At 44.0% G+C, this 18,230-nt stretch carries 14 protein-coding genes; 7 read left to right on the forward strand and 7 right to left on the reverse strand.

The features are described from left to right. Nucleotides 1-93: 93 nt before the first annotated feature. Together QO187_RS12240 and QO187_RS12245 are read right to left on the reverse strand one after the other, a co-directional pair. Nucleotides 94-777 (reverse strand): cupin domain-containing protein, encoded by a 684-nt coding sequence (locus QO187_RS12240; protein WP_102093359.1) that lies wholly within the window; start codon nucleotides 775-777, stop codon nucleotides 94-96. A 92-nt stretch (nucleotides 778-869) separates the two neighbouring features. Continuing rightward, complete coding sequence (locus tag QO187_RS12245; protein WP_102093361.1) at nucleotides 870-1,733, reverse strand: universal stress protein; 864 nt, start codon at nucleotides 1,731-1,733, stop codon at nucleotides 870-872. A 412-nt stretch (nucleotides 1,734-2,145) separates the two neighbouring features. On the opposite strand from QO187_RS12245, the gene QO187_RS12250 reads away from it, so the two are divergent. The 7 genes from QO187_RS12250 to QO187_RS12280 all read left to right on the forward strand — a co-directional run bounded on the left by QO187_RS12250 (nucleotide 2,146) and on the right by QO187_RS12280 (nucleotide 10,608). After that, nucleotides 2,146-2,679 carry a DUF2058 domain-containing protein gene (locus tag QO187_RS12250; RefSeq protein WP_102078489.1) on the forward strand — a complete coding sequence of 178 codons (534 nt, stop codon included), beginning with the start codon at nucleotides 2,146-2,148 and terminating at the stop codon, nucleotides 2,677-2,679. Nucleotides 2,680-3,134: 455 nt separating this feature from the next. After that, nucleotides 3,135-3,539 (forward strand): hypothetical protein, encoded by a 405-nt coding sequence (locus tag QO187_RS12255; RefSeq protein ID WP_101205259.1) that lies wholly within the window; start codon nucleotides 3,135-3,137, stop codon nucleotides 3,537-3,539. A 244-nt stretch (nucleotides 3,540-3,783) separates the two neighbouring features. Beyond that, nucleotides 3,784-5,937, forward strand: a complete 2,154-nt coding sequence (locus tag QO187_RS12260) for an FAD-dependent oxidoreductase (RefSeq protein WP_102093362.1) — start codon at nucleotides 3,784-3,786, stop codon at nucleotides 5,935-5,937. A gap of 193 nt (nucleotides 5,938-6,130) precedes the next feature. Continuing rightward, complete coding sequence (locus tag QO187_RS12265) at nucleotides 6,131-7,429, forward strand: ABC transporter substrate-binding protein (protein WP_102093364.1); 1,299 nt, start codon at nucleotides 6,131-6,133, stop codon at nucleotides 7,427-7,429. Further along, nucleotides 7,426-9,189, forward strand: a complete 1,764-nt coding sequence (locus tag QO187_RS12270; RefSeq protein WP_102093365.1) for an ABC transporter permease — start codon at nucleotides 7,426-7,428, stop codon at nucleotides 9,187-9,189. Before QO187_RS12265 ends, QO187_RS12270 begins: the two co-directional genes overlap by 4 nt. Nucleotides 9,190-9,268: 79 nt before the next feature. Further along, the gene (locus QO187_RS12275) at nucleotides 9,269-9,901 is read left to right on the forward strand and encodes an ATP-binding cassette domain-containing protein (protein WP_102093367.1); all 633 of its coding nucleotides are present in this window, start codon (nucleotides 9,269-9,271) and stop codon (nucleotides 9,899-9,901) included. A gap of 80 nt (nucleotides 9,902-9,981) precedes the next feature. After that, complete coding sequence (locus QO187_RS12280) at nucleotides 9,982-10,608, forward strand: CDP-alcohol phosphatidyltransferase family protein (protein ID WP_102093369.1); 627 nt, start codon at nucleotides 9,982-9,984, stop codon at nucleotides 10,606-10,608. 50 nt (nucleotides 10,609-10,658) lie between these two features. On the opposite strand, the gene QO187_RS12285 is transcribed toward QO187_RS12280, so the two are convergent. The 5 genes from QO187_RS12285 to QO187_RS12305 form a co-directional block, all read right to left on the reverse strand. Then, nucleotides 10,659-11,270 carry a TetR/AcrR family transcriptional regulator gene (locus QO187_RS12285; protein ID WP_102093370.1) on the reverse strand — a complete coding sequence of 204 codons (612 nt, stop codon included), beginning with the start codon at nucleotides 11,268-11,270 and terminating at the stop codon, nucleotides 10,659-10,661. A gap of 223 nt (nucleotides 11,271-11,493) precedes the next feature. Then, nucleotides 11,494-13,020, reverse strand: coding sequence for an aldehyde dehydrogenase family protein (locus QO187_RS12290; protein WP_228153183.1), 1,527 nt, complete (start codon nucleotides 13,018-13,020; stop codon nucleotides 11,494-11,496). A gap of 155 nt (nucleotides 13,021-13,175) precedes the next feature. Further along, complete coding sequence (locus tag QO187_RS12295) at nucleotides 13,176-14,582, reverse strand: YjiH family protein (RefSeq protein ID WP_102093372.1); 1,407 nt, start codon at nucleotides 14,580-14,582, stop codon at nucleotides 13,176-13,178. Then, nucleotides 14,566-16,398: a D-lactate dehydrogenase gene (gene dld / locus QO187_RS12300; protein WP_102093374.1), complete on the reverse strand. Its 1,833-nt coding sequence runs from the start codon at nucleotides 16,396-16,398 to the stop codon at nucleotides 14,566-14,568. The genes QO187_RS12295 and dld overlap by 17 nt, the downstream gene beginning before the upstream one ends. A gap of 105 nt (nucleotides 16,399-16,503) precedes the next feature. Further along, entirely contained in the window at nucleotides 16,504-18,225 is a 1,722-nt protein-coding gene (locus QO187_RS12305) for a 5-guanidino-2-oxopentanoate decarboxylase (RefSeq protein WP_102093375.1), read from the reverse strand. Nucleotides 18,226-18,230 lie beyond the last annotated feature (5 nt).

Genomic DNA, 18,230 nt, shown 5'->3' on the forward strand with positions numbered 1-18,230 from the left:
CTTTATGATTATGTTTGATGATCGTATCAGTAAGCATTTAATCTAAAGGGCAGTTACACAGAATTCGGGATGGGCTCAATTAATAAGCATTATTTAAATTTCTTCAACCTCCAAACCAATGACATGATTAACATGTCCAGTTTTTAGATATATTGTTGCGCCCTCTGCTCCTACCTTTATTTGTACATTTGCATCTATCGGTAGGCGTATCCAACTATCCTGCTGATATACCTGCTCACCTTCTATTAGCTTGCCTGCTATAACTAATATTTCTGCACCGCCATGAACTGTCTCAGTGAATAATAACTCGCCTGCATCGATACGCTGTAGACTAACGTGCTCTACCCCATCGGAAAAAAGCGGGCAGACAGTACGACTACCTTGTTGTTGCCAATTAGCATCGTCATAAGTGTCGATAGCCACGTGCTGCGTTTCGTCAGACGACATTTGCCGTAACTTGACGAAAATAACAGCACCTTCATCACTATAAGGCCGATGACCTGAAGTCGGCGGATTACGTAGATACCAACCTGCTGGATAATGAGTGTCATCTGCAGAAAAAGTGCCTGATAATACTAAAATCTCTTCGCCGCCTGGATGTAGATGATGCGGAAAGTAAGAGTTTGGCGCGTAACGCACAAGACTGGTAGCGCGAGCCTTCTCCGCGCCTACACGATCAAGCATCACACGCTCCACACCATTTTGTGGTGACTTAATCCATTGATGTGCTTCGGGGGCCAGTGAAGCACGTTGTGAAAAATCTGCATTAATTAGCATAAAGTATTCCAAAGGTATTAAATGATTAGGGCGTACCCACAATATAAAACTGAGGACACGCCCTAGACGATAAACATAAATATATGACGTTATTACCGCACTAGAATGACCGGCGATAACGTGCTAGCGATAATTTCTGTCGTTGTACTACCAAGAAACAGTTGCTGCCATTTCGAATGTCCGTACGCACCCACCACCATAATGTCGACATTGTTCTCTACCTGAAACTTTAACAACCCATCTACCGCATCAGAAGCAGATAAGTGATGTGCTTCAACGACAAACCCTGTATCTTCTAACTGTGCAGCGGCGGCGCTCATACTTTGCTTGGCGGCGTCATTCTGATTACCTACCATCACGATATGGCCTTTTAGACCTTTTAATAATGGACTTTTTGACACCATTCGTGCCGCTTTAATAGAGGTTTTGCTACCATCAAAGGCAATCATATAAGAGCTTGGCTCTTCAAATTTCTCTGAGCAAATCAATATGGGAATATCTGACCCACGAGCGACCGTCTCAATCTGACTACCAATATTGATCCGACTGTTCTTATGATCTTCTCCGCGTCGTCCCATTACAATCGCACGATTTTCTTCTTTGAAATGCTCAATACTAGGAAGCAGTTTGCCGTGGCGTTGATAAACGCGAACATTGACATCAGCGAAACTGCTTTGAATATGACTTTTGGCATCTTGTACCAACGCATTGCTGTAGCTGTTGACGACTTTTGCTCTTTGCTCATCCAATTGGGACAACTCTTCTAATAAAAACTGACGACTATTGATGCCTATCGCGCCTGACAAGTCACGCCTAACTGAAGCAGGCACATCACTGACATGTAATAACCCAACAGGTACGTTTAATTTACTGGCATACCATGCTGCATAGTCACAAACCGATTCAGTCACTGCCGAGCCGTCAATACAGGCCAAAATGTGCTGTGATGTTGTCATAATCTGTCCTTAAATTTAATTATTTAATCCTATACAGCTTGTTAGTTCTGACCAAGCTATGCTCTTTGGCTTATTTTCTCTGTTTTATACTCTTTAGCTTATGCTCTTTAATTAGGGATTAGGGTATGTTTCATTTACTTCATAATAGTTATCTTTTAAAAATTATCTTATAAAGTAAATTTACCCCTTCATTTGATAATAACTAATTTACACGGCTTCATCCAGCGATGTGTGCGACCCTTTTGCAATAGTTGCAATTTGTTACCGTCAGCATTGTATATGGCTCACCGCAGACTGAAATTCAGCTATATATAAAGTCTTATCATCGTCTGACCACATGCGCTAGCAAAGTTTGCTACAATGTATTTTTTAGCATTTATGATTTCGGTATCGTTATTTAGGTGATTGGATTATGGCAAAAAATGCCCTACAGGCTCAATTATTAAAGGCTGGCTTGGTTGATAGCAAAAAGGCCAAAAAAATCAGCAAACAAACGCAACATGCCAAGCGTACTGGTGACTCAGAAAGCGTCGAAGCAAAAAAAGCGTTGGCAGAGGCGCAAGCTCAAAAGCTAGAAAAAGATCAAAAGCTTAATCAAGAAAAACAGCGCGTATTGGAAGAGAAAGCATTAAAGGCCAATATCGTCCAAATGATTAAGCAGCATCAAATTACTGAGACAGAAGGTGAGGTTAGCTATCAGTTTGTCGATGAATCCAAAGTAAAGAAAATCGCTATCACTCAGAAACTCTACGATCAAATCGTGGCCGGTCACGTAGTCATCGCACGCTTGGAAGAAAGCTACGCGCTACTGCCTCGCCCATTGGCGGATCGTATTGATTCAAAAATGGAAGGCTTTATGGTTGTGTCCAACGACACTGCCGAAGAAGCATTGGCAGAAGACGATCCGTATGCTGCTTATGTAATTCCAGATGACTTGATGTGGTAAGGCATTATTCTACTGCTGCTGGCTTTACTATAGTGTTCTAAGCATCCCCTCAAAAGCCCTTTATAGAATTTATGTTCTATAAAGGGCTTTTTGCGTTTATACAGGTTAGGCAAATCTTTATAGCGCAAAATAAACGTCAAATGTGTCGATAGGCTCAATCAAAGGTACATAAATCAGGCTTCTTTAACCTAACATTGCTGGTTTAGTTAAAGAAAGTAACCCAGCTACATAATTGCCAGAACATAGATACAACCAACTTGAACAGTTATTCAATAACTACTACAATGCATTTTCAGCACATATGGTGGTAATACTTTGTTTATTTTTGAGTAATCACTCAATATTATTCATACTTTACCTGTGTTTATTACCTGATAGTTCGGTGCCATCGTGCCCATTTTATTTGCTTAATTTGTTCCAATTCACTTTTGCTTTTTCTCAAAAAGAGATAATTCATGCCAAAACACTTGCCACTCTCACTATTATTTCTTCGCCTTGGTGTTTTCATCGTATTTTTCTTTTGGACAGTCGACAAATTTGTAAATCCTGAGCATGCCGCCAATGTGTTTGCTAAATTCTATGCATTGGAAAACTTGGGCATTACTATTGTTTACGTTATTGGTAGCTTACAAATCATTCTTATCTTCTCGTTTGTCATGGGTCTATTCAAAAAGTGGACATACGGCATCATTTTATTGCTACATGCCGCCTCTACGTTTGCATCTTTTGGTCTTTATCTAACGCCTTTTGATAACTTATTGTTCTTTGCTGCATGGCCAATGCTGGCAGCCTGTTTGGCGCTATTCTTAATGAGAGACTATGACACCCTAACATTGGGTAAAAATACGTCTCCAGTATAACTGTTGGCAGCAGTGCTTATTGCTTCAGTCGTATAAATGTCAGACAACAAGACATAATGTATATACTATCAAGACTGCCGACTTCATTTTTTTATCGTAGTTAGGCGATTCAGACAATTAGCTTTGATCGCCAATTTTTATTGAATATAGTTACTCGAATTCTGTTACTTAGACAATGAGTATTCTACTGTTTGAGCAATGACTACTGTTTTAGCTTTCGCTCCCTTATTTGGCCGGATTTTTCATGATTAAAAGAATATTTTTAATACTATTGATATTGATATTAGCGGCAAGTTTTTTTTATTTTGACCTAAATCAATTATTGACGCTTGATGGCTTAAAAGGGTCGATGGCGCAATTTAATGAATACAAAGCGCAGTCACCGCTGTTGATTATCGGTGGATTTTTCTTACTATATGTTGTCGTCACTGCCCTCTCCTTACCAGGCGCTGCGATTCTGACGCTAGCCGCTGGTGCGCTATTTGGTTTGGTTCAGGGATTACTCGTTGCGTCATTTGCATCGAGTATTGGTGCTACCATTGCCTTCTTGGCATCGCGCTATTTACTGCGTGACACCATCAAACAGCGCTTTCCTGAGCGGTTGGCAGCTATTGATGCAGGCGTCGAAAAAGAAGGTGGATTTTATTTATTTACCTTACGTCTGGTACCCATATTTCCATTCTTTTTGATTAACCTATTGATGGGTGTAACGTCTATTAAAACATGGACTTACTACTGGGTCAGTCAAATCGGTATGCTGGCTGGGACCTTTGTCTTCGTCAATGCAGGGACACAGCTGGCACAGATAGACAGCTTATCGGGTATTTTATCTTTCAACTTAATTGTCTCGTTTGCGTTATTAGGTTTCTTCCCCTTAATAGCAAAAGGAGTGTTGAATATGTTTAAAAAACGCCGTGTTTATAAAAACCACACCAAACCTAAAAAGTTCGATCGCAATATGATTGTGATTGGCGCTGGCGCTGGCGGATTGGTCACAAGCTACATTGCCGCCGCGGTAAAAGCGAAAGTCACACTGATTGAAGCAGGTGAGATGGGCGGTGATTGTCTAAATTATGGCTGTGTACCTAGTAAGGCCATCATTAAGAGCGCAAAAATCGCTGACCAAATTCGTCATGGGGAAAACTACGGTCTAGAGAACACTGTACCGCAGTTTTCATTCAAAAAAGTGATGGCACGCGTACAGCAAGTTGTGGCTGATATTGCGCCGCACGATAGCGTTGAGCGTTATACCAATCTAGGCGTCGATGTGGTCAAAGGCTATGCCAAATTAGTTGACCCGTGGACAGTAGAAATTCAGCTAAATGACGGCGGCATGCAGACCCTAACAGCGCGCACCATTGTCATTGCCACTGGCGCTCGTCCATTTGTACCACCTCTGCCAGGTATAGAAGAAACAGGTTACGTGACCAGTGACACGCTATGGATCAAATTTGCTGAGCTAGAAGAAGCCCCGGAGAAGCTCGTCGTACTGGGCGGTGGCCCCATCGGTAGCGAGCTTGCGCAAAGCTTTGCTCGGCTGGGTTCTAATGTGACGCAAATTGAGATGAGCGATCGCATTATGGGTAAAGAAGACCTTGAAGTGTCTACCTTTGCTCACCAATCGCTTACTGATAGCGGTGTTAATATTTTGACCTCACATCAAGCAATGCGCTGCGAGATGCGTGATGGCAAAAAATACATTATCGTCAAACACAATGAAACAGAAATCGATATCGAGTATGATGAGCTACTTTGTGCCGTTGGTCGTAGCGCACGCCTTGAAGGTTATGGTTTAGAGGCACTAGGTATCGAAACCAATCGTACTATCGTGACCAACGAATATCTCGAGACGTTATATCCTAATATTTTTGCTGCAGGCGATATCGTTGGCCCATACCAGTTTACTCATGTCGCTGCCCATCAGGGTTGGTACGCCGCCGTGAATGGTTTATTTGGCAATCTGAAAAAGTTTAAAGTAGATTATCGTGTGATTCCGTGGGTTACGTTTATCGACCCAGAAGTCGCTCGTGTCGGTATTAACGAGCAAGAAGCCATTGATAAAGGCATCGATTACGAGATTACTCGTTTTGAGTTTGAAGAGCTGGATCGTGCCATTACGGATAGCGCAGCTAAAGGCTTTATCAAAGTCATCACGCCAAAAGGTAAAGACAAAATATTGGGTGTTACGGTGGTTTCTGAACATGCAGGCGACCTAATCGCAGAGTTTGTACTGGCCATGAAACACGGTCTGGGTCTCAATAAAATATTGGGCACCATTCATAGCTACCCGACTTGGGCAGAAGGCAACAAATACGCAGCTGGTGAGTGGAAACGTGCTAATGCGCCTGAGACCGTATTAAGCTGGTTGGAAAAATACCATACGTGGCGTCGCGGTTAGTTAATGATAGTTAGTTAATATCAGTTAATTAAGAACAGTTTGCTGATCAGCGTCATTAAATGACGCAAGCAGCAAAGTGTTAAAAGACTCCAATAAAGCTGGTTTAGATTTTGTGATATCTGTTTGGTTTGACATGGCAGACTATGAAATCTTTACCGGCTTTACTAACATTTAAATCATAACGGAAACTTGAATGCGCGTTATTACCGCTTTACCGATGCTCAAACGTCTTACGCGATATAGCACCTACGCTATGGTGATGAGCATTTGTATTGGTATATCAGCAAGCACAGCATCGCCAACTACTGCCAATATTAACCAAGACCTATCACCTTGGCAGCAGATAGAAGCCAAAGGCAGCAACCAAGATATTTACTTTTATGCATGGGGCGGTGATCCACAGATTAACGCTTATCTACAATGGGTCTCCGATCAAGTCGATGATAAATATAATATCAACTTAGTCCATGTCAAATTGAGTGACACCAGTGAAGCAGTCAGTCGTGTACTCGCAGAAAAATCTGCTCATAATGACAACCAAGGCAGTGTTGATTTGGTCTGGATTAATGGTGCTAACTTTGCCACCATGAGTGAAAACTCGTTATTACTTAAACAATGGGCCAATAAACTGCCCAACTTTGCGTTGACTGATCCAAAGAATAATCCAACCGTAAATTTTGACTTTGGTGTACCGACCAACGGTATGGAAGCACCGTGGGGACAAGCCTCTCTGACGTTTTATTATGACAGCTTGTCGACCAGTAAACCGCCAACAACGCTAACTGAACTGACCACTTGGACAGCAAAAAACCCTGGCCGCTTTAGCTACCCCAAACCGCCTGATTTTTTGGGTATGAGTTTCTTAAAATACGTCTTAGTTATGCTGCATGAACAAAAAGACGCTCAAACGGGTAAAAACACTAGCGTACAGCTCAACTTGCCTGCCACTGAAGAAAACACCGCGCTCATATTAGATCCGCTATGGGCGTTTTTGGATGGTTTTCATCCAACCTTATGGCGTAATGGCGAGCAGTTCGTGCAGACAGGTGCGCAGATGCGGCGCTTGGTCGATGATACTGAGCTGAGTCTGGCCTTTACCTTTTCAGCACCAGAAGTTCCTGCAGCCGTACAGCGTTATGACTTACCCCAGAGCATTCGCAGCTATGCGATGAGTGACGGCAGCTTAAGCAATACTCATTTTGTCGCTATCCCTTATAATGCCAGCCACCCTCAGGCGGCACAATTAGTAGCCAACTTCTTAATGAGTCCAGAAGCCCAAGCAAAAAAACAAACCCCTTCGGTATGGGGTGACAAAAGCGTACTGGTCCAATCTACGCTTAGCCCTGCACAACAAGCGTTATTCAAAACCAAGCAGCCCCATCCAAGCGCCCTGCCCTTTGATAGTGTCAAACGCACGGTAAGCGAGCCGCATCCAAGTTGGGTAGAGGCCATTCAGCAAGGCTGGCAAGCACGTTATGGGGTGAGTCCATGAGCCAAGGTTTTGATAAAATAACGAAAAAAGGTGATAGTCCTAGACCTATTACGCTTGAGAAAAAAGACCTGTTTACGCGTATCGTGTCTTTTAGTCCCAAACTCTTAATTATCATATTAATACTACCCGTACTCTGTGGCCTTATCTGTGTACTGTTGCCTGCCCTAAGCTGGGTTCCTGCCCTAGAAAAAACAACCTTGAACCTGCAAGGGTTTATAGACCTATGGCAAACGCCTGGCATCACGCAGATGGCTGCGTTAAGTCTTGCTACAGGACTTATCAGCACCCTACTCGCTTTTGTTATTGCCCTGATGATATTGGCTGCGTTTTTTAACAGTGTTTGGTTGCAGCGTATTGAGCATTTATTAAGTCCTATCTTAGTCATTCCTCATGCAGCTGCAGCCATTGCCGTTGGGTTTTTGATTGCGCCGTCAGGTATGTTTGCACGGCTCATCTCCCCGTGGCTAACTGGTTGGGAGATGGCACCCGATGGTATGTTTCCACATGATCCATACGGTATCAGTATCATCTTAGGTTTAACCTTAAAAGAGCTGCCGTTTTTATTATTAATGGCACTGGGCGCGCTTGCTCAGCCTGAACTTGGCAAAAAATTGCGCCAACAATATACTGTTGCGCTCAATTTAGGTTATTACCCAATTACTGCTTTTTTTAAGGTGGTCTTGCCCTTGTTATATCCTTTTCTACGTTTACCGATTTTGGCCGTGTTGGCCTATGCCAGTGCGAGTGTCGAGATGCCATTGATATTGGGTCCTAATACACCGCCAACGCTTGCCGTCTCTATCATACAATGGTTCAACGATGTCGACCTGACATTGCGTATCAAAGCATCAGCAGGCGCATTATTACAACTCGTACTGACAGCAGGTTTAGTTGCATTTTGGCTGGGCGGCGAAAAAACGATCAAAGCAATATTTAATGTTTCATCAGTTAATGGCAAACGTCATTATGCAGATGCTATTTGGCAAAAAGTCACCGCTATACTTACCGTAGGCGTGATTGGTTTTATGCTGCTGTCACTCGCCGGCCTTGTGTTATGGGCATTTGCAGGGTTTTGGCGGTTTCCGGCGATGCTACCAGAGCAATTCGTGCTACTACATTTTCAAAATGCCTTTACTCAAATGAGCACACCACTGGTCAATACACTTAGCATTGGGGCCGTCAGTACTGCCTTTGCTGTTTTTCTGACTCTGCTATGCTTGGAAGCTGAGCAATTAAGTGCTAAACCATTGTCACACTTCACCAGTTTTATTATTTACTTACCGCTACTAGTGCCAAGTATTGCGTTTCTATTCGGCTTAGTATGGTTACAGCAGTTGGCCAATCATCAATCAGAATTTTTTAATGTGGCATTTGCCCATCTTTTATTCGTGCTACCGTACGTGTTTTTATCACTGGCCAGTAGCTATCGACGCCTAGATCCTCGTTTCGCTCATGTGGCCGCCAGCCTTGGCGCTGCACCAATTAAAGTGTTCTTTCAGATAAAACTGCCGCAGCTATTTGCCCCTATTTTGATTGCTATAGCACTCGGTCTAGCGATCAGCTTTGGTCAGTATTTACCAACTCTATTGGCAGGTGGCGGACGTATTGCCACTATCACGACTGAAGCAGTGACACTGGCGAATGGTGCCAGTCGGCGTACCAGTGCTGTCTATGCGATTATGCAAATGGCGCTACCGCTTATAGGTTTTATATTGGCTTGGATGCTACCCAAATATTTTTTTAGAAGTGGCGCACGATAGCAGGCTGGTCACAAACAAAAGCAAACGTTATCAAACATTAAAATAATCAGTCGTGAAAAATACAAATAAAGGGTTCCTGATGCCATCATCTCTACAGATAAAAGACTTACAACTGTTTCGTCAAAACGAGCAGTTATTGAGTATCAATGAGCACATCGCTGGTGGCGACATCCTAACCGTGATGGGCCCTTCTGGTAGTGGCAAGTCCAGCTTACTAAACTGGCTAACAGGCACTTTGGCGAGTGATTTTGCCGCGACGGGTACTGTCTGGTTAAACGATAAAAATGTGACTCACCTGCCTGCGCATTTGCGCCGTATTGGTGTTCTGTATCAAGACGCACTGCTGTTTTCGCACCTATCAGTCGCAGGCAATATTGCTTTTGCCATGCCAAAAGGAAACAAAAAACAGCGAGTTAAAAAAATAGCGCAGTCTTTAGCGCAAGTGGGTTTAGAGGGGATGGGAGATCGTCATCCTGATAATCTATCAGGTGGTCAACAAGCACGTGTCGCCCTACTGCGCACGCTGCTGAGTGAGCCCAAAGCGATACTACTTGATGAGCCGTTTAGCAAACTTGATACTCAATTGAGAATGGATACGCGACAATTGGTATTCGATCAGATTCGTACTCATAAGTTGCCTGCTATTATGGTCACGCACGACCAAAGTGACGCTGAAGCAGCCAATGGCAAAGTTATTTATGTAGGACGATAATTTTAGATATCAGAGTCAAATATTAACGCTAAATACCCAAACAAAGTATCAAAACAAGCAAAATACAAAAGGCAGCTCGCATGCTAGACAAGTTTATTACGCCCGTCATCAAGCCGCTGCTAACCCCAATAGTAGCGACATTACATAAGCTCGGCATCACGGCTGATCAGCTTACGGTAGCTGGATTCTTAGTTGGTATATTGGCATTACCACTACTCGCGTTTAAGCTATGGTATGGCGCGCTGGCAGCGATAATATTGAATCGTATTTTTGATGGACTTGATGGCGCAATGGCACGCTACGCACAGCAAAGCTCAAGCGCTGGCGGCTACTTAGATATCACGCTTGATTTTTTGTTTTATGCCGCTGTGCCACTTGGGTTTATTTTGGCCAACCCTGCACAAAATGCTATTGCAGGTGCGTTGTTATTAGCGGCATTTATCGGGACAGGTTCGAGCTTTTTGGCCTTTGCAATTTCTGCAGAAAAATTTAAATTGGACAAGCCGCAGTTTAAATATAAAAGCTTTTACTATCTTAATGGTCTCACCGAAGGCACCGAAACTATTGCTCTTTTTATTGCTCTTTGCATTTGGCCTCAGCATTTTGTGCTACTTGCTGGTATCTTTGCTACTGCCTGCGCTGTTACTATTTTTACTCGTATACATGGTGGGTATCATACCCTCAAGGAGCTCGAATCTACCAAGTAAACATTTGAAGATATACACCATATCAAAACCCAGCCATCATAATCATACCGCTAAGCATTTACTGAATCATCGAGTCGCAGTGCTTCTATAGATAAAGCCATATCTTCAGCAAGGGCGTGTACCGTCGAGCTCTCTATGTCACGCTGGGCAAAGGCACGTAGCCCCATAACTTCTGCCTGTAGACGGCGTCCAAGCCTAACCGGATCAAGCTCACTATCCATCTCACCGACATTCTGCGCTTCCTTAAAGCATTCTATAAAACGTGTCTCCATACCTGCCAGCAGCATTTCCACCTTGGTTAACGCTGTCTGCTCACGCGCGCCCAGCTCTAGTAAACTCTTGACCAACATGCAGGCTCGGCTCGGTAACGCTTTATCACGAATCCCGCCAAGCTGACGTATATAAGCGGCCAGTCCTAATAAAGGCGTTTCATGATGGCTCAATACTCGCTCAAGCTCGGTCAATCCTAGACGCGCATAGTATTCTAGCGCTTCTTGAAACAAGCCGTCTTTACTTCCAAAAGCGGCATAAATGCTGCCTGGACGCATATCAAGCGCTTGTTCGATATCCTTCAGTGAGGTGGCATGAAAGCCCTTTTGCCAAAAAAGCTGTAGCGCACGCTCCAAGGCGTCATGACGGTTGTAAAGTGCGGTGCGTGACATAATGTGCCCCATTTAAAAAGCCGTGACCTCATATAAAAATGGGCACGGCTATAAAACTTGAATGATTGCTCAATTTTATCCTGAATGGGCATAACAGTAAAGTTAATATAACAAACGCACTGGTAAACAAACGTAATGTTAGAGCGCGACCTAGCTATCAACAACCTTAATGATAGCTAGGTGCAAATCTTTATAACGGCTAGCGAGAAACGTGAAAATCTGGTTAATGAGTCAGCAATACATGCTTACTCTTTTGATAAGCGGACAAGCCATCACCGCCCAACTCACGGCCAATACCGCTTTGCTTAAATCCGCCCCAGCCTGCTTCTGGTAATACGATTTGTTGCTCGTTAATCCAAATATGTCCGGCTTTTATTTGGAGTGCCATCTCAAGTGCTTTAGTCTCATCGGCGCTCACGATGGTTGCTGCTAGAGCAAACTTGCTATCATTGGCTAGGCGAATAGCCTCTGCGTCGTCAGTAAAGGCTGTACAGACTAATACAGGCCCAAACACTTCCTCCATCCATAACTGGCTGGTCGTTGGCACACTCGTATAGACAGTTGGCGTTGCAAAATAGCCAGATGCTTCTAACAACTGACCGCCGGTTAAGCAATTTAGATTTTCAGCTGTCGCAATATCAAAGAATTTTTTAACTTGATTCAGCTGCTGCTCGCTCACCAATGGACCCATTTGCGTCTCTGTCGCAAAACCGTCACCAATTTGCAGACTTTCCGTTTTGACTTTTAATGCCTCAAACAGCTGCTCAGCGACATCTTGATGAACAACCAAACGCGACGTGGCCGAGCATATCTGACCTGCATTGGTAAATATACCGCCAATGATTAAATCGCAAGCGTAGTCAATATCAGCATCTGCGCAGACCACGATGGCAGACTTACCACCCAACTCTAGGCTAATGTCTTTGATGCCTTTTGCTGCTTGAGCCATCACCTTTTCACCGACTATATTACTACCAGTAAACGATACTTTGTCAATCAGTGGATGACTGGTCATAGCAGTGCCCACTTCGGCAGCACCTGGTAAGATATTAACCACCCCTTTTGGCAAGCCAATTTCCGATAGGATATTACCTAGCATAAGCTCTGGTAATAATGTCAATTCAGACGGTTTCAATAGCACGGTACATCCTGCCGCTAGCGCAGGTGCCAGCTTCCAAGAAGTCGTCACCATTGGGAAATTCCAAGGGGTAATCAGCGCACAAACACCCACTGGCGAGTATGTCTTTAACAAACGAATGCCTGACTCAAGCGTTGAGACCTTAGACCACGTTGCCTGCTCTGTGATGAGATTGGCATAATAACGGTAGCAAGCAATGGCGTCCCCTACGTCTATCTTTGCTTCTTCAATTGGCTTACCGTTGTTTAATACAGACAGCCCAACCAACTTATCGAATTGCTGCTCCATAGACTCTGCAATTGCATTTAGATAGCGAGCACGCTCACTTACACTAGTCTGTGACCAGCTAGCAAAGGCTTCATCAGCTGCTTCGACTGCCTGCTCTACATGAGCACTGGTGCATAAGCGTGCCGTTGCAATCACCTCACCTGAATTTGGATCATACAACGCATGATTATTCGTATTATCAAAGCTTGCATCACCAGAATCGGTCGCGAGCGCTTCAATCGTAACCCAGTCACCATTGATATAAGCGGCATTTAATACAACTTCGTTTTGAGCCGTTTGTATGGCAGTTTCTCTGGTTAATTCTGTAGAGTTCAGCATTTCCATAATGGTCAATCGCCTTATATTTTTGATCGAGTTGTCTTTATATGCGTAACGTCCGTAACGTCATTGATTAAATGGTCGGTTTAACTGACTACAGAAAAACCGACCATTTGTATATTATCGTCAGGCTAGATGCCTTGTGAATACTAGACACGCCACTAATACAGTAGATGCGCCACAGACGTAATTACTACCAAGCTGATAAGCGTACGAAGGATAAAGATTAAAAATAGCTCTAATACATTTAGCTTAATATTTGACTTCAAAATCAGCGCACCTACTTCAGACATGTAGATAATCTGAGTAATTGAAGCAGCACCAACGATGAATCGTGTCATCTCACTTTCAATGCTTTTACCGACTAGCGCTGGCAAGTACATATCCGCAAAGCCCATAATCATGGCAGGTGCAGCCTTTGCCGCCTCTGGAATCTGTAACCACTCAAGTAGTGGTACAAGTGGTGTCGCGAGCCAATTAAAGACAGGCGTGTACTCTGCTAAGCCAAGACCGATGGTACCGATAGCAAAGATAACCGGAATCAGTCCAAAGTAGATATCAAACAGATTGTGTACGCTGCGTTTGAACACTTTACCTAAGCTTGGCATAGAATGCGCGCGAGTAACCGCACGATTGACTGCCCACTGGTACGTTGTATATTCAGCAGGGATGCCTTCATCTAGCATGCTTTTGCCAGAGTGATACGTATCAGGCTTGAGTGATAATGGCGGTATACGCGGCATGATAATCGCAGCGATAAAACCGGTTAGCGCAATGGTCAGATAAAAGAAGACGAAGTTATTGTCTACACCGATGGTTTTGGCAACCACATAGGTAAAGGCGATAGAAGTGACGGAAAATGTGGTCGCGATAATGGCGGCTTCACGCTGACTGTAGAAACTCTTATCATATTCTTGCATGGTGACTAGCAAGCCGATAGACGCGGCACCAAACCAAGAAGACATTGCGTCGACAGCAGAACGACCAGGCAGTTTGAAAAGTTTGATAAACACTTTACTGGCTAAGGTACCCAAAAATTCCATCAAGCCAAAATCAGTCAAAAATGGTAGCGATAAAATGGCAAAGAAGAACAACGGAATCAGAATAGGAATCAAATCTTCGAAAATGACGCCGCCCGTATTACGATTGATAATAAACTCGGGGCCGACTTGTAGAAAAATCATCCAAACAAACAACATACCTAAAAAACGCGTGGACAGCCAAAACCAATCAACATCAAAAAGCTTTCTTACCAGTGAATCTTCATGCAAATTAGGCTTTAACGCTTTGACTGCCAGTGCACCAAGAGCGGAGATAGTCACTATCGCCATCGCAATATAGGCCACAAATCCACCTAACACGGTTTGTAGCGTATCGGTCAATACACCTAATAAAATTGTGACCTTACCATCCCACTCAAACGGTATGATAAAAAGTGCAATACCCAGTGCTGAAAACAATAGGAACTTCCACATTGCTGCACGCCACTGTGCTGCTTTTGGCGTTTCTGGATCGACCGTATTATTCCCTAAAATCGGCTGCTGCGATTTATCAATAGTATTCGTCATTTAACTTCTCCTTGATGGGCGATGATTGCCAGTTTTTCCATTTCTCTGTCTGACCAATACCTGGGTTAAGCGAATTGGTTGGATCCAGTTTTTTATAAAAATAATGTAGCTCAGCTTTAGCAGGATACACATGCCCCACATTGTGCTCAGCAGGATACTCAATATGACGCTTATCATAAAATGCCAGCAGGTCTTCCTTGAATTGCTTGGCATTGGTCTTAGGTTTTAATAAATAGTCTTGGTGCATGACATGACAGAAAAAATGTCCCAGATAAAAGGTTTTACTGACTTGTTCTTGCAAGTGTTTAGGTAGAGTCTCGTCCCAATCTACGGCATTTCTAGGTAAGGCAATATCGGTCGATAGCAGCTCGCCAAATTTATCTTGATTTAAATTATGATAACGGAACATAGCAGCGGTCGCGGCACTGCGAAATATTAATAACGATTGCGATTCAAGCTCTGTGCATACATGCAGCGTACCTTGATACTGCTGTAGATAGTTTTGCAAAAAATCCTGCGCAGCGGCGATATTTTCGCCATCAGTTTTATTAGAATCTTTATCTGAATTTTTATTAATGCCATTATCAAAGTCATTAACAAAACCATCTGCGACTTTTATAATCAAATGGTAGTTATATGAGAGTGCCTGCGTGGTCAAAGTGGCTGGTAACGACGGCGGCATAAACCTAGATGTCATCTGTAATATCCGATCTGGCAGCGTCTTTGGGAGATGCCATTTATCCAGATAGTAGCCAATCTTTGCTTGCATTCGATACAGCGACCCTATTTTGTTAGCGGTTAATAAGCGCATGCTTAAGCAAGTATCTCGGCCATAGTGCATTGTGATGTTGTTATAGTCTTTGTGCATATACTCTGCCAACACGGGCAATTTCAACTCGCTTTTTAGCCATTGTTGCCTGAGTGTGGTGAAGGTATCAGCGTCGTTGGTCGAGATATAAAACGTTTGCTCTCGCTTAGGCTTGGCAAAGGTCGCCACTCTTACCGCAAATACAATGACCTTGCCAGCTGAACCAGATGCTTCATACAGACCGTTGGGATCATTGTTAAATCTAGCAGGTGTCTCTGCCTCACAATCACGGACTTTGTGCTGATAACGGTGGTTGGTACAGGCTTTACTGTTCGTACTATTCAGATTTTCATTGAACGTGCCAGCCTGCAAATTCTCAAGTATTTCCTCTGGATGCGACCCCAAATCCAGTCCTAAGTGATTGATTAACTCAAACGCTCCTGAGGCATTGCGTCTGGCAAATAAAGCCATCTCAGTATAGGCAGGTCCACGCTGCACCAACATACCGCCTGAGCTATTGCAGATGCCGCCTATCACTGAGGCGCCAACACAACTAGAGCCTAGTACTGAATGCGGCTCACGTCCTAGTGGCGCAAGGGTAGACTCTAATTGCTGCAAAGTAGCGGCTGGCAAAGCAATCAGCTCTGCTGCATCGTTGAGTAAATGCACGCCGCCCAATAACTGCATAGAGATCACGACTAGTGGCCTGTCATAATCTCCATTCGGAGTTGAGCCACCTGTCAGACCTGTATTGGCCGCTTGAGCAATGATAATCACATCAAAAGCGGCACAGATATTAATGACGCGCCATAGTGCCACAAGAGAGTGCGGTATCACAACTGCGACGGTAGCGTCTGTGATAGCCTCAATCGCACCTTGCACATAAGACTGCTGTTGGCTAGGTTTTGTCAATACATTGGTCGTACCAACGACAATAGCAAGCGCCGTCAACAAACGCGGTATTTGCTCATGCCTACTTTCTGACATTTCTCTAGCATTGGGCGTCATGAAGGTGCTTCCTTGCGTAACCAGCGTTTGTCATTTTTTTGTCGTTTTTTAGAACTGTGACTATCGGTCTCGTGATTATCCGTAGCATTAGAGCCAGTATTACTATTAACTAAAATAAGTCACTGTCTCAGCCATTTCTTTTAGAAAGTCGTCTGCTTCATCAATCTCATAAATGATTGGTTGTTTACCCTTTATGTCTGCCTTTAATGCGTCTAGCAGTTGCTGCTTATCGGTTATTCTACGATAGCCAGCGCCAAATCCTGCTGCTAGTGGCTCAAAATTTGGCGTTTTGATATTGACACCAATCAGTGGTAAACCGCCCTCTTCCATGTAACGACGAATCTCACCGTAGCCTTGGTTGTTCCATAGTAAGACGATCAATGGTAGCTCAAGCTCGGCTGCGCAGATAAGCTCGGCAATCGTAAATTGAATACCGCCATCACCCATTAGACTGACGACAGGTAGGTTTGAGCCAACCATGGCCCCGATAGCAGCAGGCAAACCATAGCCTAACGTGCCAAAACCCGTCGATGAATTAAACCATTTACGCGTTGCCAAGGCTTCAAGACCAAGGTTGCCGCTATAGACAGGCTGCGTTGAATCACCAACGAAAATGACGTCTTCCACTTCATCTCTGATCAGTTTTAGTAATGCATTTTGACCCGCAAAGTCTGTCGTTACATCCTTCAAGATGGCTTGTTTTGCTTCATTGACACGTGACAGTGCTTGATGATCGAATGTCTGACCTTCTAAGCGACTACATAAACCACTAATCGCCATCTGCGCGTCGGACAGTACCGCGATATCTGCTCTAAATGGACGCTGCAATTGCTGGGCATCACAGTCGATACGTACCAGCGTGCCGTTGATTTTGAAACCACCATTAAAGAACACATCATAGTCAGTTTCACCAAGCTCAGTACCAATCGCTAACACCCAGTCGGCCTCGGTAATCACGGCTCGGCCTGCGTCTAATGACTGGTTGCTACCCAAACTTAATGGATGACCAGGTGGCAGCAAACCTTTGGCATTAATTGTCAAAAACGTTGGTGCATCTATCAGTTCTGCCAATCGTTGTGCATCGTGGCCGACATCGACACAGCCGCCGCCATAAAGTATTACAGGGTTTTTAGCGGTTTGTAATGACTGCACGATTAGGTCTATTTGCGTAGGATTCGGCAGTGGTCTTGTGACCTGTGGTAGGCTCAAATTATTCGTATCGGCTTGGTTATTTGCTACAGCATCTAACTTAGGCGGCTTAGCAACATGACTAGCATCAGCAGTGATAATATCGATAGGCAGCTGAATATGTACTGGCCCAGGACGTGCGCCGTGAAATAAGGCAAAAGCTTCCGCGATGACTTTTGGTAACGATTCAGGTTGCCAAATAGTCTTACTCGTCAATGCTACTTTGCTAATCATGCCTTGTTGATCATGCAACTCATGCAAATGCCCTTCGCCACTACCCGTGTCTTTGACTTTATTGACACTAGAAATCACTAGCATCGGTATCGAATCAGCCAGTGCTTGCGCCATCGCCGTCATAATGTTGGTCATACCAGGGCCAGTGATGATAAAGCACACGCCAATCTTGCCAGAGGCACGATAGTAGCCATCCGCCATAAACCCAGCGCCTTGTTCGTGACGCGGTGTCACATGACGAATATTGGTATTTGGCAGACCACGATACAGCTCTACCGTATGTACACCAGGGATACCAAAAACAGTCTCTACACCATAATACTCTAGCCACTGCACCAATAGCTCACCGCAGGTTAAAGATGGGGCTGTAGATACGTCAGAAGACATTTGGGTCAGTTGGGTCATGGGTC

The sequence above is a fragment of the Psychrobacter sp. Arc9 genome (assembly GCF_041431295.1).
Lineage (GTDB): Bacteria > Pseudomonadota > Gammaproteobacteria > Pseudomonadales > Moraxellaceae > Psychrobacter.

What these genes read in the sequence shown, in the direction of transcription:
- QO187_RS12280 (WP_102093369.1), top strand. Translation starts at nt 9,982, where the DNA reads ATGCTAGACAAGTTTATTACGCCCGTCATCAAGCCGCTGCTAACCCCA.
- QO187_RS12290 (WP_228153183.1), bottom strand. Translation starts at nt 13,020, where the DNA reads ATGGAAATGCTGAACTCTACAGAATTAACCAGAGAAACTGCCATACAA.
- QO187_RS12245 (WP_102093361.1), bottom strand. Translation starts at nt 1,733, where the DNA reads ATGACAACATCACAGCACATTTTGGCCTGTATTGACGGCTCGGCAGTG.
- QO187_RS12250 (WP_102078489.1), top strand. Translation starts at nt 2,146, where the DNA reads ATGGCAAAAAATGCCCTACAGGCTCAATTATTAAAGGCTGGCTTGGTT.
- QO187_RS12255 (WP_101205259.1), top strand. Translation starts at nt 3,135, where the DNA reads ATGCCAAAACACTTGCCACTCTCACTATTATTTCTTCGCCTTGGTGTT.
- QO187_RS12275 (WP_102093367.1), top strand. Translation starts at nt 9,269, where the DNA reads ATGCCATCATCTCTACAGATAAAAGACTTACAACTGTTTCGTCAAAAC.
- QO187_RS12305 (WP_102093375.1), bottom strand. Translation starts at nt 18,225, where the DNA reads ATGACCCAACTGACCCAAATGTCTTCTGACGTATCTACAGCCCCATCT.
- QO187_RS12260 (WP_102093362.1), top strand. Translation starts at nt 3,784, where the DNA reads ATGATTAAAAGAATATTTTTAATACTATTGATATTGATATTAGCGGCA.
- dld (WP_102093374.1), bottom strand. Translation starts at nt 16,398, where the DNA reads ATGACGCCCAATGCTAGAGAAATGTCAGAAAGTAGGCATGAGCAAATA.
- QO187_RS12240 (WP_102093359.1), bottom strand. Translation starts at nt 777, where the DNA reads ATGCTAATTAATGCAGATTTTTCACAACGTGCTTCACTGGCCCCCGAA.
- QO187_RS12270 (WP_102093365.1), top strand. Translation starts at nt 7,426, where the DNA reads ATGAGCCAAGGTTTTGATAAAATAACGAAAAAAGGTGATAGTCCTAGA.
- QO187_RS12295 (WP_102093372.1), bottom strand. Translation starts at nt 14,582, where the DNA reads ATGACGAATACTATTGATAAATCGCAGCAGCCGATTTTAGGGAATAAT.
- QO187_RS12285 (WP_102093370.1), bottom strand. Translation starts at nt 11,270, where the DNA reads ATGTCACGCACCGCACTTTACAACCGTCATGACGCCTTGGAGCGTGCG.
- QO187_RS12265 (WP_102093364.1), top strand. Translation starts at nt 6,131, where the DNA reads ATGCGCGTTATTACCGCTTTACCGATGCTCAAACGTCTTACGCGATAT.